Raw genomic sequence first — 16540 nt, forward strand, 5'->3', positions numbered from 1 at the left:
CGTGTCCTGAGATGGTCTGCTGGTCGCTCCATTGAAAAAGGAGTGATCATGGACGCTATCCCACCCAACCCGCCATTGACGCCGCCTGCGTCGCCCGCTCAGCCCGCCAGCCCGGTAAAGGCGATTGCAACGAAAAGCCTGCACGGCGCATTCCTTGAAAAAGCCATTCCCGAATGGCTGACCCAAGCGTCGACCTCGCGGCGTCAGGCCCTTAAAGATACCCACACGGAACTGCCAGCCTGGTATCGCAGCGCCTCGACCGCCCAGCGCGAGGCCTTGCATGACAGTACGCGGGCGAGCGTGGTCGCGCAGAACCGGCTGGATAAGACCATGGCCTCGTTCCAGGACATCGAAGCCTTTGCCCGGCCCTTGCTGCTCGAGGCGCTGAACGACCAGTTTCAACTGAAAGTCGACGTCGACAAAACCTTGCTGTGTCTAAAGCGCCCGCTGGAAGCGGGTATTTTCGCCATTGAATTGTCTTCCTTCGAGGTTCTTAAACTCTCGATGCTGGACGCGGCGCTGCATAACTTTGAAGCCTACGAATGCGAGGCCGGCGCCTACCATACGACCTCCGGTTTCGTCACCGCCGGCACTGCGCCGCAGGAGTACGAGGCGGTGACGCTTGCGCTGACGGTCAGCCAGTTCCTGACGCTGTGTCGCAGCCTCGACATCGGCAAGCAGTACCAGACCTACCTGCAGGAGTTCTTTCACCCGACCGACGCCGTGGCCGAGACGGCGTTTCGCGAACAGTTCATCAGTAGTCAGAAAGCCGCGATGCGTGCTGCTGCCGAGCTGGCCTTGCTGAAAAAAGACATTGAGCCTGCGCACTACGCCATGATCGTCTCGGTCGTCGACGGCGAATTGAACCCGCGGGTCGGCAACAAACCGGTCTGGTTCAGGGACTTGTCGGTGATGAATAAACGCATGACCGGCTGCGTGGTGTTCGCCGTCAGCGACAAGTACCGCTACGCCGATGAATGGATCATTTATATCCCCCATGACCCCGAGCATCCCTTCAAGTGCTACCGCGGCTCGGAGGATCAGCAGGAGTTCAAACGGCTGCTCACCGCACGCACTGGCGAGCAGGCCAAGAGCGCCGAGCCGACCGCATATCAGCGTTTCCTCAGCCAGTTTCTGGCTTACGACCAGCGCCCCTATTTCTTCAGCCAATTCACCCGCAAGGCCGCCGACTCGCCGAGCGATCACTGGCGAACGCCCTGGCGTACCATCATCGATCTGGTGAGCCGCGGCGCGGTCTTTACCCGGATCAGGGAATTACCACCGCCGCCAGCGGCGAAACTGGAACCGGAGCCTGACCCTTACATTGCGCCGAATGCTTTTCTGCACCGGGGCCGAGGCCTTTGGGCGAGCAATCAGGACCTCTGGGAGTATCTCTACAAGGAGAGCCGCGCCAAGGTGCTGGCCGACGCCCGCAGCCACGCGGTACCCAGCGCTGATGTCGATGTGAAGGCGCGCGAAGCCAAGCTTGCGCATTTGCTTCAGATCGGCCTGCTGGGGCTGAACATGGTGTCGATGTTCGTGCCGGTGCTGGGTGAGGTGATGATGGTGGTGATGGCCGGCCAGTTGTTGTACGAGACCCTTGAAGGCGCGATCGAGTGGGGCGAGGGCGATCGCCGGGCGGCCAAGGATCATCTGCTCGATGTCGCCGAGAATCTGGCACAGATTGCGCTGATGGCGGGCGTCGGTCTCGCGGTGCGCAAGTTCAGCGCCGCCCGGCCTGAACCGGTGCTTGAAAAGCTCGAGCCGGTGACGCTGCCCGATGGCCAGACTCGCTTGTGGCGGCCCGACTTGAGCGCTTATGAATCCTCTGTTTCATTGGCCAACAGCGCCGGTCCAAACCAGATGGGTCAGCATCTGATCGATGGCAAAACCTATATTCGCCAGGGCAGCAAAGTCTACGAACAAGTGTTCGATGAGTCGCTGGGCAAATGGCGAATCAAGCACCCGAGCGATTCCGGCGCCTGGCAGCCGGTACTCGACAGCAACGGCCGCGGCGCCTGGCGGCATAACCTGGAGCGCCCGCTGCAATGGGATCGGTTGACGTTGTTGCGGCGCGTGGGCCACGCCACGGAGGCGTTTTCTGACAGCGAGCTGATCCGGCTTGGCGAGGTCAGCGGCGTCAGTGACGACGCCTTGCGCAAAATGCACGTCGATCACGCGCCGCCACCGCCTGAACTGTCTGAGGCCATGCGGCTGTTCAAGGCCGATAGGGAGACGGCGAGCGTTATCGAACAATTGCGCGGGACGACGCCCGTTGATGCGCTGTCGTTGTATGCGTTGCCGCTGGTCACCGAAATGCCGCGCTGGCCGGCCAATCGGGCGCTGGAGGTGTTTGACGGGCCGCAGTTGTCTGGCAAGTCAATCCGCTATGGCGCCGAGCGCCGCGTGCGCGGCGTGGGCGTGAAGTCGCCGATCCAGGTATCGCGCGCTGACATCCTCAACGGCGAACTGCCGGCGCGTATTCTGGCTGGACTCGACGAACCAGAAATCACCCGCCTGCTCGGTACAGAAGGCGCGCGCGTACGCGCCGCCCGAGCCGACGAGTTCGGCAAGCAGATTGCCGATTTCGCTCAGGTCCGCCAGCCGGCGATTTTTGCCAGCCTCTACAAGGGCACCGAAGTCATGGCTCCTGAGGTCAAGCGTTTACAGAGCGCCTGTCCAGGACTCAGCGAATCGGCGGCAGATGAGGTGCTGGCGCAGGCCCATCCCGATGATCTGGCACAGTTCAGTTCAACCCGGCGCGTCCCGCTGCGCATGCTCGAGAAGGCGCGCTGGTATACCGACCAAGGCCGACAAGTGCGGGCTTACGCCGGTCTGCGCAGCGAAAATATCGCCTCGGCGGACAGCCGCCGTCTGGCGTTGCAAACGCTGCAAAACCTGCCGGGCTGGCCGAATAACCTGCGCCTGGAAGTTCGCGAGGGCAGTCGCCACGGGGCGCTGCTCGATAGCGTCGGCAGCGAGACGGCGGTGGAGAAAAAATACCTGATCAAACAAGGCCCGCAATTTCAGGCGTTCGATGAGCGTGGCGAAACGCTCAACAGCCTGCCGACAGCGGGCGACAACTTTTATGCCTCAGTCATGCACGCGTTGCCCGATGGCGCACGGCGCAGCCTGGGCGTACCAGAGGTGAATCAATCGGCTGAGCTGCAACGCCGGATCATCGCTTACGCCGGTCAGCATCGTGGCGACGCGCCGGCACTTCTGAAACCGCAGGCGAAATGGCTCAAGCCGCCTGCCCGGGTTAATAAATCCTTGATCGGCTATCCCGCCAGCGGGCGAGGCCCGAGCCTGGACCCGATCCTCAACGCGCGGGTGCGCGATCTCTATCCGGGCATGAGCGAACAACAAGCCAACGGCTTCATTCTGGAGCAGTGGCAGGCGGGCAAGGACAGCAGAGCAATTGCCGAACTGTTGCAGGTCCGCCGGCAGGAATGGGTGCAACTCAACGCCGCACTGGACACCTGGGCGGGGCCGGCTGTAGCACCATGGGAACGATCCGGCACTGATCACAAGCTGCGCACCGCGCAAGCCCTCAAGGATTGCTGGCGCAATGCGCCGATCGCCACGCAGACGGCCGGCGCCGATCGGCTTTCCATTATCAGTTACGACCCTTTGCCAGCGCTGGGCGCGGATTTTTCACACGTACGTGACTTGACTGTTGGCGGGGGCGGGATGACCGATGCCAATGCCGATGCTTTTCTGAGCCGTTTCCCCAATCTGGAAAGACTGGTGCTGGGTGAGCGCGGGAGTCTGCTTGTTTCCCATATGATGTACGAACAGGCACTGACGAACCTGCCGTCGACAGTGACCCGCATGACCGCGCTGAGAAGCCTCAAATTCAGGACCTCTGCCCCCGCGATAGCCAGTGAATTTTCCCGTCGGCTAGGCGCGCTGACTGCGCTTGAAACGCTTCATTTCAATTACGCGGGAACCGGTCCGCTTACTTCGGCGAACCTCGATCTTGCGCCATTGACGCACCTGCGAAAACTCACGATCGACGCGCCAGGCCTGGCGCAGTGGCCGGACTCGTTGCAAGCGCTTCCCGAGCTACAACGACTTGACCTTTCGCAGACCTCGATTGCCTCGATTCCGGATGCGCTCTATATCGGTCGGGAAAGACTCTGGGCGGGCCTGTCGCTGGACTGGTCGAGGTTTTCCTATGAGACGTTCCGGCCGGCCTATGAGTATGTCACCCGATATATGGGCTCATGGGGGCACCTGGTGGATGTCGACTTGATGGTTCGCCAATATTGCGCCGGCGAGCTTGAGTTTCTGACGGGCGAGTCCGGACATATCAACCCGTTGCCGCAAAGCATCATGAGTGCATGGGACACACCCGCGACCCGGCTCAAGGCGGTTATCGCCTTGCGCGCGGAACATACCGGGATTTTCCGCCAGTTTTATCAACCCACAACCTCCGGCGGCTTGCGTACGGCGTTACCGATACCGCGCTGGCAGGCGCAACCCAACGCCAGGGTGGTGCGTGCACTGGAGCGAAGCTGGCGCGCGGCCGTACGCAAACGCTACAGCCTGGAACCGGCTGCCCAGCCCGCCAATTCGATGGAGTGGAATGCTGGCATCAACCGTGATGATCCCACCGTATTCGAACTTCGCGACACCGCGTGGGTGCAGGGCGAGCCGTCCATCAGTGAGCTGCCACGATTGCCGGCGGGCACCTTTTCCAAGGTACAGACCGTGCGCCTGGACCGCCTGACAGTACCCGTCGAGCAGATTCGCGATTTCCTTCAGGCATTCAGCGGCACGCAGCACTTGGAGATCACCGCCAGCGGGCTGACGGAAGTTCCGATCCGTGCGGGTGACCTGGCGCAACTGACGCGCCTGGATCTGTCGTTCAACCGGATCATCGTCACGCCTGCGGTTCAGGCCCAGTTCAATGGCTTGAAGGGCCTTGAATATCTCAATGCGCGCCTGAATCAACTGACGGCCCTCGACGTCACGGCGATGCCCCGCCTCAAGGCTCTGAATCTAAGCTCCAACGGCCTCATGGCCTGGCCGGCGGGCGCCGAAGGCCTGGCGCAATTGCAGTCGCTTGACCTGCGTTACAACAGCATCGCGGCGCTGCCGGAATCGGTGCTCGCCGACGATGAGCTGCTGCTCAAGACCAGCCTGAGCGGCAACCTCTTCAACCCTGATGGCGAGGCGGCTCTGACGGCGGCACGGCAGCGTATCGAAACCACTAAAGGTTTGCCCGAGGGGGCCTTGAAACGCTTTGAATTGGAATCCGTATCGCTGCAGATGCCTGCCAACGACCCGCCATCGGACACTGCGCGGTCTCTCCTCAGGCATTTATTACCATTGCCTCGCCAGACTGGTGCGGCGCCCGGAGCCGAGAGTTTCGTCGATCGACTGCTGGATCTGCATCCGGTGATTGCCAGCGATCAGGCACTGCAATGGCTGGCGCAGCTACGCAACGAGGGGCTGACGGATGTGCAGATCGACGCCCGCTTAACGCAATGGGCACAGTCCGCTGAGTCACTGACGCGGCGGTTGAACGGCTGGATTTTTACCCGGGTTCCGGTGACGGGCGCGACCGCCGTGTCGGCGCAGAGTCGTCAGCTCGCCGCGCTGAAAATTCGCGAGTGCTGGCAGGACGGGTTGATCGGCGACACCCAAGAGGCTGGGCGCACGCTGGATCTCACGAGGCTGTACACCGGGGATTTGCCGTCGTTGTCGAGCGCGTTTGCTCGCGTGCGCACCTTGAATCTCACCGGCTGCGGATTCTCCGTAGAGAGTTTCAACACGTTCTGCAGTGATTTTCCTGGGGTGACCCGCCTGGTTCTCAACGGTAACGTCCTGCGCGTGCTGCCGGACGCCATCCAGAACCTGGCCGGGCTCGAGCGCCTGGAGCTGAGCGGCAACAGTTTTGCGGACGCGCGAAGCGTGTACGCCAGTGCAGGTGCCCAGCGTCTGCGCTGGCTGGATCTGAGCCATAACCAATTGGATGAGTTCGAAGCAGGCGGGTTGCGCAGGCTCGAAACCTTGAAGCTAGACCACAATGGTCTGAATGACTGGCCAGACGGCGTACTCGAACTTCAGCATCTGCGCGCCCTGGACCTTAGGGGCAACGACATCCGACAGTTCCCGGACCGCTTGTTGGGCGGCAACCATGAAGGGCTGGTTGCAGGCACGGACTTGTCGGAAAACCCGCTGACGCTCAACAGCCTGGAGCAGCTCAGGGATTACAGCGCGGCGAACGCAGATCGTGACGTGATGGGCTACTCGAGAACGCAGCTGGACCGTGAAATAGAGCGATTGCAAGAAACGGACAGCACCTCCGGTTCCGATTCTGACTCGGACCTCGACAGCGATAGCGATGGCGACCAAGCGGGCGGCGCCAGGCGCGCTGACCCGCATGCCGGCGTCGAGGCGGGCGAGATCATCGAAAACCCGCAACAAGAGGTTGGCGCTGCGGCGATGGACATCTGGCTCACCCTCGCCCCTGACGATGTGCGAGTGGCGCGGCAAACGCTGTGGCGGCAACTGGCTCAAGAGGCCAACCATGAAGCATTTTTTCATTTGCTCTCGAGATTACCGGATACGCTCGAGTTCAAGCTGGCGGGCGCCGATCTGACTCAACGGGTGTGGCAGGTCATGCAGGCCGCTGGGGAAAATACCGAGTTGCGCGAGCTGTTGTTTATCGACGCCCAGACCCATTACACCTGCAGCGATGGACGAATCCTCTCGTTCAGTGAGTTGGAAACACGGGCTTACGAGTACACCGCGCTGCGCGATATTCCGCGCAATCGCCCGGAACAGCGAGGCCGGGCCCTGGTCGATCTGACGCGACGTCTGTTTCGCCTGGACAGGGTCGACAAGCTGGCGGAAGCCGCCGCGAAAAACAAAGACCGCGCGGAAATTCGCCTGCAATACCGAATCGCATTGGCTCGCGGCTGGCCGGACGGCCTGGAGTTGCCAGCGCAACCGGAGCATATGCTGTATGGCACGCCGATTCGCGGACAGAGACTGGAGACGGCCCGCGCCGCTGTTCTGGCAGACGAGGCGTCGGGTCTGTTTCTGGAGGACCTGATCGCCCGTGACTACTGGATTCGCTATCTGGAGGAGCGCTACGGCGAAACGTTCGCGGAGCTTGAGCGCGATGCCACCCGGCGTCAGGGAGAAATTGAAGATGCACATCTGGACTGGATCGACAACGAGGAGACGAATAGCCGTTATCTGGAAGCGCTGACGCGGTTTCAGATCGAACGAGCAGAAGCACGTACGCAGGCGCTCATGACGCTGTCTCGCGCAGAGTTGCAAGCGCCGGCAACCCCGGCATCACCGCAACCCGGCCCGTCACGGCGCCCGTGAGCGCGACGTTGAACACGCCCGGGAGCACGCCGCTCCCGGGCCTGGCACACCTCAGTTGTCGTAACCCAGGTTCGGCGCCAGCCAGCGTTCGGTCACGCTCAGTTCCTGACCTTTGCGCGAGGTGTAGCTCTGCACCTGGTCCTTGTCGATTTTGCCGACGGCAAAATACTGCGCCTGTGGATGGGCGAAGTACCAGCCACTGACCGCGGCAGCAGGGAACATCGCGTAGTGTTCGGTGAGGAACACGCCGCTGCGCCCGGCGCGCATCTCGGCCGCTTCCGGGTCGAGCAGGGTGAACAGCGCGGCTTTCTCGGTGTGGTCCGGGCAGGCCGGGTAACCGGGAGCGGGGCGGATGCCACGGTATTGCTCTTTGATCAGTGCATCGTTGTCCAGCGTCTCATCCTTGGCGTAACCCCAATGCTCTTTGCGCACCTGCTGGTGCAGCCATTCGGCACAGGCCTCGGCCAAACGGTCGGCGAGGGCCTTGACCATGATCGAGTTGTAGTCGTCGCCAGCGTCCTGATAGGCCTTGGCGACTTCTTCGGCGCCAATGCCGGCGGTGGTGATAAAGCCGCCGACGTAGTCGGTGATTTCGCTGTCCTTCGGCGCGACGAAGTCGGCGAGGCAGAAGTTCGGTTTGCCGTCGGTCTTGATGATCTGCTGACGCAGGTGATGCAGTTTGGCCATTGGCTTGCCGTCATCGTCGTACAGCTCGATGTCGTCTTCGTTTACCTGGTTGGCCGGCCAGAAACCGAACACGGCGCGGGCGCTGATCAGCTTCTCGTCGATCAGCTTGGCGAGCATCTCCCGGGCGTCCTTGTACAGCGCAGTGGCGGCTTCACCGACCACTTCGTCTTCGAGGATGCGCGGGAACTTGCCGGCCAGATCCCAGGAAATGAAGAACGGCGTCCAGTCGATGTACTCGGCCAGGACCTTGAGGTCGATGTTGTCCAGCACTTTGCTGCCGGTAAAGGTCGGTTTGACCGGCTGATAGCTGGCCCAGTCGAACTGCGGTTTCTTGGCGATGGCGGCGGCGTAGCTCAAACGCTCGGTGCGCGCGCTGCGATTGGAAGTGCGCTCGCGAACATCAATATATTCCAGGCGGGTTTTCTCGACGAAACCGGCCTTCAATTCCTTGGAAAGCAACTGCGTTGCCACGCCCACGGCGCGCGAGGCGTCAGTCACGTAGATCACTGCGTCGTTGCTGTACTTCGGCTCGATCTTCACGGCGGTGTGCGCTTTGGAAGTCGTTGCGCCACCAATCATCAGCGGCAGGTGGAAATCCTGGCGCTGCATTTCGCGAGCGACGTGGACCATTTCGTCCAGCGATGGCGTGATCAGGCCGGAGAGGCCGATGATGTCGCATTTCTCCTCTTTGGCGACCTGCAGAATCTTCTCGGCCGGCACCATTACCCCAAGGTCGACGATGTCGTAGCCGTTGCAACCGAGTACCACGCCGACGATGTTCTTGCCGATGTCGTGCACGTCACCCTTGACGGTCGCCATGAGAATCTTGCCCTTGGCCTCCGGCTTGTCGCCTTTTTCCAGTTCGATGAACGGGATCAAGTGAGCCACGGCCTGCTTCATCACCCGGGCGGATTTGACCACCTGCGGCAGGAACATTTTGCCAGCGCCGAACAGGTCACCGACGATGTTCATGCCGGACATCAGTGGACCTTCGATGACTTCGATCGGACGGGCGAACGACTGGCGCGATTCTTCGGTGTCTTCGACGATGTGCGTGGTGATGCCTTTGACCAGCGCATGCTCCAGACGCTTGTTGACGTCCCAGTTGCGCCACTCTTCAGTCTCTGCTTCCTTGACGCTGCCGTCGCCCTTGTACTTGTCGGCGATGGCGAGCAGGGCGTCGGTGCCTTCCGGCGTGCGGTTGAGGATCACGTCTTCAACGGCGTCGCGCAGCTCGACCGGGATCTGATCGTAGATCTCCAGCTGGCCGGCGTTGACGATGCCCATGGTCAGGCCCGCGCGGATGGCGTGCAGCAGGAACACCGAATGGATCGCCTCGCGCACCGGGTTGTTGCCGCGGAACGAGAACGACACGTTGGACACACCGCCGGACGTCAGCGCGTACGGCAGTTCGTCGCGGATGTAGGCGCAGGCGTTAATGAAGTCCACGGCATAGTTGTTGTGTTCTTCGATACCGGTGGCAACGGCGAAGATGTTCGGGTCGAAAATGATGTCTTCCGGCGGGAAGCCGACTTCGTTGACCAGAATGTCGTAGGAGCGCTTGCAGATTTCCTTTTTGCGCGCCTCGGTGTCGGCCTGACCGGCTTCATCGAACGCCATCACCACCACGGCGGCGCCATAGCGCTTGCACAGTCTGGCGTGATGGATGAATTGCTCGACGCCTTCTTTCATGCTGATCGAGTTGACGATGCCCTTGCCCTGAATGCACTTGAGGCCGGCTTCGATCACTTCCCATTTCGACGAGTCGATCATGATCGGCACGCGCGAGATGTCCGGCTCGCCGGCAATCAGATTGAGGAAGGTCACCATGGCCTTCTTCGAATCGAGCATGCCCTCGTCCATGTTGATGTCGATCACCTGCGCGCCGGCCTCGACCTGCTGCAGGGCGACTTCCAGGGCTTCGGTGTAGTTGTCTTCACGGATCAGACGGGCGAATTTTGCCGAACCGGTGATGTTGGTGCGCTCGCCGACGTTGACGAACAGCGAGTTGCGATCGATGGTGAACGGCTCCAGGCCCGACAGGCGGCAGGCCTTGGGAATGTCCGGAATTTGCCGCGGCGCATAACCGGCGACCGCGTTGGCGATGGCTTCGATGTGGCCCGGCGTGGTGCCGCAGCAGCCACCGACAATGTTGAGGAAGCCGCTCTGGGCGAACTCTTCGATGACTTTGGCGGTTTGCGCCGGCAGCTCGTCGTACTCGCCGAATTCGTTTGGCAGGCCGGCGTTCGGGTGTGCGGAAACGTGGGTGCTGGCCTTGTTCGACAACTCTTCCAGGTACGGACGCAGCTCGCTGGCGCCGAGGGCGCAGTTCAGACCGACCGAAATTGGCTTGGCATGGGCCACCGAGTTCCAGAACGCTTCGGTGGTCTGGCCGGAGAGGGTTCGGCCAGACGCATCGGTGATGGTCCCGGAGATCATGATCGGCAGTTCGATGTGCAGCTCTTCAAACACGCCCTGCACGGCGAAAATCGCGGCTTTGGCGTTAAGGGTGTCGAAGATCGTCTCGATCAGGATCAGGTCGGCGCCGCCCTCGATCAGGCCTTTGGTGGCTTCGGTGTAGTTCTCCACCAGCTCATCGAAGGTCACGTTGCGGTAGCCGGGGTTGTTGACGTCAGGCGACAGCGAGCAGGTGCGACTGGTAGGCCCGAGCACGCCGGCGACGAAACGCGGCTTGGCCGGGTTTTCGGCAGTCTTGGCGTCGGCGATCTTGCGCGCCAGCCGTGCGCCTTCTACGTTTAGCTCATACGCCAGCTCTTCCATGCCGTAGTCGGCCATGGAAATGCGCGTGGCGTTGAAGGTGTTGGTTTCGAGAATGTCGGCGCCGGCGTCCAGATAGGCTTTTTCGATGCCGCCGATCACGTCGGGACGGGTGATCACCAGCAGGTCGTTGTTACCCTTGACGTCGCTTGGCCAGTCCGCGAAGCGTTTGCCGCGGTAATCCTGCTCTTCGAGCTTGTAGCTCTGGATCATCGTGCCCATCCCGCCGTCGAGAATCAGGATGCGCTCTTTGAGGGCTTGCTTGAGAGCTTGAAGGCGGACGCTGCGATCGGACATGTGGACTACTCGGAAAGACCATTACGAAGGAACGGGATCATAACAAACCTGTGCGCTTTTAGAGCATGTTCGGCTTTTGCATGAATATCGCTCATGTTGGTACGGCCGTCATAACGGTAGAATCGCCGCCTTTTTTCACAATCGGGATCAGCAGCATGCCGTACCGCGTCATCAGTTTTCTGTTGCTGGTCCTGAGCGGGGGCGCTGCGGCGCAAGATCCTGCGATCTCGTCCTCCATTTCCTACAGCCGTGATATCCAACCGATCTTCACCGAGAAGTGCGTCGCGTGCCACGCCTGCTACGACTCGGCCTGCCAGCTCAACCTGGGCAGTGGCGAAGGCGCCGCCCGTGGCGCGAGCAAGATGCCGGTGTATGACGGCGAACGCACGCAGGCCGCGCCGACCACGCGACTGTTCTACGACGCTTTTGGCAAACGCGCCTGGCAGCAAAAAGACTTCTACTCGGTGCTCGATGCCCAAGGCAGCCAGGCCGCACTGATGGCGCGCATGCTGGAGCTGGGTCACAAGACGCCGCTGACGCCGAATGCCAAGTTGCCGCAAGACATTGTTCTGGGGCTCAACCGCAATAATCTGTGCGCGATGCCCGGCGAGTTTGACGCGTATGCCAGTGCGCACCCGAAGGAAGGCATGCCGCTGGCCGTCACCGGATTGTCCGATCAGCAATATCAGACTTTGCAGCGCTGGCTGGCGTCCGGTGCGCCGATTGACGAGCAAAACCTGGCGCCGAGCGCGCAAGAGGCGATGCAGATCGTGCAGTGGGAAAATCTGCTCAACGCCCCGGGCGCACGGCAAAGTCTGGTGGGCCGCTGGCTCTACGAGCACTGGTATCTGGCGCACATCTATTTCAAGGACGGCGCGCCTGGGCGTTATTTCCAGTGGGTGCGTTCGCGCACGCCGAGCGGCCAGCCGATCGACCTGATCGCCACCCGTCGTCCCAACGACGACCCGGGCACTCAGGTGTATTACCGCTTGTGGCCGGTGCAAGGGGTGATCGTGCACAAGACGCACATCACTTATCCGCTGAGCGCGGCGAAAATGGCGCGGATCAAAAGCCTGTTCTACAGCGGCAACTGGCAAGTCAGCGCGCTGCCGGGTTATGGCCCGCAGAGCCGGGCCAATCCGTTTGCCACATTCGAGGCGATCCCGGCGCAGGCGCGCTATCAGTTCATGCTCGATAACGCCGAGTATTTTGTGCGTACCTTTATTCGCGGGCCGGTGTGTCGTGGGCAGATTGCGACCGATGTGATCCGCGACAATTTCTGGGCGCTGTTCCAGGCCCCGGAACATGACTTGTACATCACCGACCCCAACTACCGCGGCCAGGCCACGCCGTTGCTGGCCATGCCCGGGCAGAACGACGATGTTGGCAGCATCTTGAGCCTGTGGCGCAATTACCGCGACAAGCGCAACGAATACGAAGTCCTGCGCCGCGACAGCTACGCCGACCTGCCGGCGCCGAGCTGGTCGACCCTGTGGGCCGGCAACGACAATGCGCTGCTGAGCATCTTCCGCCACTTCGACAGTGCGTCGGTGACCAAAGGCCTGATCGGTGACGTGCCGCAGACGATGTGGCTGTTCGACTATCCGCTGCTGGAACGCACCTATTATCAGTTGGCGGTCAACTTCGATGTGTTCGGCAACGTCTCCCATCAGGCGCAGACGCGGTTGTATTTCGACCTGATCCGCAACGGCGCCGAGCAGAACTTCCTGCGCCTGATGCCGGCCGATTCCCGCGAGGATTACCTCAACGACTGGTATCAGAACAGCGGGCAGTTGAAGATGTGGCTCGACTACGAAGCCATCGACGACGATAAGCCGACCGGGCTGAAACTCGACGATAAAAATCCGAAACGCGATTTTGCCCGGCAGTTGCTGGCGCGCTATGGCGATCTCAATGCCCGGCCGGATCCGATCAACCGCTGCGACGGCGCCTATTGCTCACGACCGAATATCGACCCGGCGCTGCAAAATGCGGAGCAGGCCTTGAGTCGTCTGGCCTCGCGTCCGGCAGCGGGATTGAAAGTCATTGATCTGTTGCCGGAAGCGACGATGTTGCGCGTCGAAACCGCCAGCGGCAAACGCGAGGTCTACAGCCTGGTGCGTAATCGTGCCCACAGCAACGTGGCGTTCCTGCTCGGCGAATCATTGCGCTATCAGCCAGGGTTGGACACGTTGACGATTTACCCGGGTGTGCTCAGCAGTTACCCGAACTTCATGTTCAACGTGCCGGCCGAGCAAGTGCCGGCCTTCGTCGATGCCATGGAAAACGCCAGAGACGCCAACCGTTTCGAGAAAATCGTCGAGCGTTGGGGGATTCGTCGCAGTCATCCGCAATTCTGGTTCTACTTCCACGACTTGAGCCAGTACCTCCATGAGACCGATCCCGTGGAGGAGGGCGTGCTGGATATGAATCGGTACGAGAACCTGTGAGTCATCGCTACCGCTAAATGGGATATTCGGAACAGAACCGGTGGGAGCGGGCTTGCTCGCGAAGGCGCGCTATCAGGCAACATCATCCTTGTATGCGCCACCGCTTTCGCGAGCAAGCCCGCTCCCACAGGGGATGCAGGGTGAACTATCGAGAATCTTTCCCGACAAAAATACTAGGACTTTGTCCGGCGCAATGATTGGCGTAAACTGCGCCCAAGCCTGCGAGGAGTTTCCATGACCGCTATTACCATTACTGACGCCGCCCACGATTACCTGGCCGATCTGCTCTCCAAGCAGAACACCCCGGGTATCGGCATCCGCGTCTTCATCACCCAGCCTGGCACCCAGTACGCCGAAACCTGCATTGCCTACTGCAAGCCGGGCGAAGAGAAACCCGAAGACACCGCGCTGGGGCTGAAGAGCTTCACCGCGTACATCGACTCGTTCAGCGAAGCGTTTCTCGATGACGCCGTCGTCGACTACGCCACCGACCGCATGGGCGGCCAGCTGACCATCAAGGCGCCTAACGCCAAAGTCCCGATGGTCAACGCCGACAGCCCGGTCAACGAGCGCATCAATTATTACCTGCAAACCGAAATCAACCCGGGGCTGGCCAGCCACGGCGGCCAGGTCAGCCTGATCGATGTGGTTGAAGACGGCATCGCTGTCCTGCAGTTCGGTGGCGGTTGCCAGGGCTGCGGCCAGGCCGATGTCACCTTGAAGGAAGGCATCGAGCGCACCTTGCTCGAGCGTATCCCCGAACTCAAGGGCGTGCGCGACGTGACTGACCACACGCAAAAAGAAAACGCCTACTACTGAGTAAGGCGTTCCTGTGGCGAGGGAGCTTGCTCCCGCTGGATCGCGCAGCGATCCCAAACCGGACAAACCTTTCACCGTGGAAAGGTGTCGACCGGATTGTGACTGCCTTGCAGTCAGGCGGGAGCAAGCTCCCTCGCCACAAACCTTCTTCAATGATGCCTTCGCGAGCAAGCTCGCTCCCACATTTGGAATGCGGTCAAATGTGGGAGCGAGCTTGCTCGCGAAGGGGTCCTCATGGGCGATAGAGGTGAGCATGCCCGGCGCGATACAGCGATGACTCGCTGAATACCTCACTGCCTAACACTCGCCCGACCAGGATCAGCGCCGTGCGTCGAAAACCCTTGGCCTCGACTTTCCCGGCGATATCCGCCAGCGTCCCCACCACCCAATCCTGATCCGGCCACGTCGCTCGGTGAATCACCGCAATCGGGCAGTCCGCGCCGTAATGCGGCAGCAGCTCGGCGAGGATTTTCTCCAGATGCTTGACTCCCAGATGAATCGCCATGGTCGCCCCATGCTGCGCGAGGCTGCCGAGTGCTTCGCCCGCCGGCATGGCGGTCTTGTCGGCATAACGCGTCAGAATCACGCTTTGCGAAACGTCCGGCAGGGTCAGTTCGGCACCGAGCAAGGCCGCACACGCAGCTGTCGCGGTGACACCAGGGATGATTTCAAAGGGAATACCAAGTTCGCGCAAGCAGCGAATCTGCTCACCGATCGCGCCATAGAGGCTCGGATCACCGGAGTGCACCCTTGCCACGTCCTGGCCTCGGTCATAGGCAGACTTGATCAGGTCGATGATTTGTTCCAGGTGCAGTTCAGCGCTGTTGACCACCGTTTCGGCGCGATGGCCTTCAAGCACCGCCGCCGGCACCAGCGAACCTGCATAAATGATCACCGGGCAGTCACGGATCAGCCGTTGGCCTTTGACGGTGATCAGTTCCGGGTCGCCGGGGCCGGCGCCGATGAAGTAAACGGTCATGGTGCAATCCTGTGAAAGCGCAGTGATGAGCACGCAGATGAACAATGCTCATGATCGAAAGCGGAGATTATCGAGGTTTTAGGCAGCGCCGGCCAACGCCAGTGTGGCCTGAGCGTATTTTTGCCGGGCAATCAGCAGTTTCGCCGGGCCCTGAATCAGCCGTTCGGCAAGCGCCAGCGCGGCGCTTTCCGCGACCCCGTAACAGCCGGTTCGCTCGTAGGCGATCTGAGATTGATGGCTGAGGCGCGGCTGGTAAGCGGCCAGTTCGGCGCTGCTGAAATATTGCAGGGGCAGGTCCAATTGCCTGGCAAGTTCCAGCAGACCCGGTTCGTCGCGCTTCAAGTCGATACTGGCCAGCGCCTTGACCGCTCGCAGTTCGATGCGATGCGCCTGTAACGCTTGATCAAGTAGCGCGCGCAGCGTGGCGGCCGTGCAGCCACGCTGGCAGCCCAGGCCGACCACCAGGGTCGGCGCCGTGCTGGCGTCATTCATGCCGGATTTTTGCGGCGGAACAACCAGGCGCTGATCAGGCCCAGGGCCAGCCAGAACGCGACGTTGGTCAACTGCGAGGCAATCTTGAACTGAGTTTCCAATGCTTGTGGGGCGAGCATCGAATGCACCTGCGGTTGCGGCGCGCCGATCACGTGAGGCACCAGCAGGATGGCGACGCCGAAGACTTTCATCAGCCAGTTGTGGCTGAACGCGATCAAGGCCAGGCCGACAGCGGTGGAGGCGGCCGTACCGATCCACCAGAGCTGCCGTGAAGCCAGCTCCGCCGCGGCAGTGCCCGGCAACTCCGGCGGCAGGCCCAGGGTCGGTGCCAGCACGAACGTCGCGTAACCGGCCAGGCCCCAGAGCAGGCCCTGCGAGGTTTTCGTCGGCGCACGCAGCGTGTACAGCCCGGCGAGCATCAGGGCGAAACCGACGGCGACGACCAGATTGCCGCCCGTGGTCGACACCACTCGTTGCCAGCCGTTTTCCGGCTCCCAGGCTTCGCTGTCATGGCTATGAGCAGCAGCCCCGGCGGCGTGTTCGTGAGCTTCGGCCACAGGCTCTGCTTGCTCGTAGGTTTCCGCCTGCAAAATCAGCGGCGACACCCAGAAGCTTTGCAGCAGGGTGAGCAGCAGGGCGGCCAGCAGGCCGCTGAAGCCTGCGGTTTGGGCAATGCGCTTGATCATCT

Annotated in this window: 7 protein-coding genes; 3 read left to right on the forward strand and 4 right to left on the reverse strand. The window is 61.4% G+C overall.

What is annotated here, in order from left to right:
* The first annotated feature begins 48 nt into the window (after positions 1 to 48).
* Positions 49 to 7350, forward strand: coding sequence for a DUF6543 domain-containing protein (locus HU755_RS25050; protein WP_186637605.1), 7302 nt, complete (start codon positions 49 to 51; stop codon positions 7348 to 7350).
* A 51-nt stretch (positions 7351 to 7401) separates the two neighbouring features.
* On the opposite strand, the gene metH is transcribed toward HU755_RS25050, so the two are convergent.
* On the reverse strand, positions 7402 to 11112 hold the full coding sequence (metH, locus tag HU755_RS25055) for a methionine synthase (protein WP_186637620.1): 3711 nt from the start codon (positions 11110 to 11112) through the stop codon (positions 7402 to 7404).
* Between the two features lie 155 nt (positions 11113 to 11267).
* On the opposite strand from metH, the gene HU755_RS25060 reads away from it, so the two are divergent.
* Both HU755_RS25060 and nfuA read left to right on the forward strand, forming a co-directional pair.
* Complete coding sequence (locus HU755_RS25060; RefSeq protein WP_186637623.1) at positions 11268 to 13562, forward strand: fatty acid cis/trans isomerase; 2295 nt, start codon at positions 11268 to 11270, stop codon at positions 13560 to 13562.
* Positions 13563 to 13796: 234 nt separating this feature from the next.
* Positions 13797 to 14381 (forward strand): Fe-S biogenesis protein NfuA, encoded by a 585-nt coding sequence (gene nfuA, locus HU755_RS25065; RefSeq protein ID WP_003225494.1) that lies wholly within the window; start codon positions 13797 to 13799, stop codon positions 14379 to 14381.
* 232 nt (positions 14382 to 14613) lie between these two features.
* Here the strand turns inward: nfuA and cobM are convergent, their stop codons facing one another.
* From cobM to HU755_RS25080, 3 genes are all read right to left on the reverse strand, one after another.
* The gene (cobM, locus tag HU755_RS25070) at positions 14614 to 15360 is read right to left on the reverse strand and encodes a precorrin-4 C(11)-methyltransferase (protein WP_186637626.1); all 747 of its coding nucleotides are present in this window, start codon (positions 15358 to 15360) and stop codon (positions 14614 to 14616) included.
* Positions 15361 to 15438: 78 nt separating this feature from the next.
* A complete protein-coding gene (locus tag HU755_RS25075) occupies positions 15439 to 15852 on the reverse strand; it encodes a cobalamin biosynthesis protein (protein ID WP_186637629.1) in 414 nt (137 codons plus the stop codon).
* Positions 15849 to 16538, reverse strand: a complete 690-nt coding sequence (locus HU755_RS25080) for a CbtA family protein (RefSeq protein WP_186637652.1) — start codon at positions 16536 to 16538, stop codon at positions 15849 to 15851. Before HU755_RS25080 ends, HU755_RS25075 begins: the two co-directional genes overlap by 4 nt.
* Positions 16539 to 16540: the final 2 nt, after the last annotated feature.

The sequence above is a fragment of the Pseudomonas sp. SWRI111 genome, from assembly GCF_014268555.1.
Lineage (GTDB): Bacteria > Pseudomonadota > Gammaproteobacteria > Pseudomonadales > Pseudomonadaceae > Aquipseudomonas > Aquipseudomonas hamedanensis.

Coding starts and splice junctions, on each gene's coding strand:
- HU755_RS25080 (WP_186637652.1), bottom strand. CDS start 16,538: ATGATCAAGCGCATTGCCCAAACCGCAGGCTTCAGCGGCCTGCTGGCC.
- HU755_RS25060 (WP_186637623.1), top strand. CDS start 11,268: ATGCCGTACCGCGTCATCAGTTTTCTGTTGCTGGTCCTGAGCGGGGGC.
- cobM (WP_186637626.1), bottom strand. CDS start 15,360: ATGACCGTTTACTTCATCGGCGCCGGCCCCGGCGACCCGGAACTGATC.
- HU755_RS25075 (WP_186637629.1), bottom strand. CDS start 15,852: ATGAATGACGCCAGCACGGCGCCGACCCTGGTGGTCGGCCTGGGCTGC.
- metH (WP_186637620.1), bottom strand. CDS start 11,112: ATGTCCGATCGCAGCGTCCGCCTTCAAGCTCTCAAGCAAGCCCTCAAA.
- HU755_RS25050 (WP_186637605.1), top strand. CDS start 49: ATGGACGCTATCCCACCCAACCCGCCATTGACGCCGCCTGCGTCGCCC.
- nfuA (WP_003225494.1), top strand. CDS start 13,797: ATGACCGCTATTACCATTACTGACGCCGCCCACGATTACCTGGCCGAT.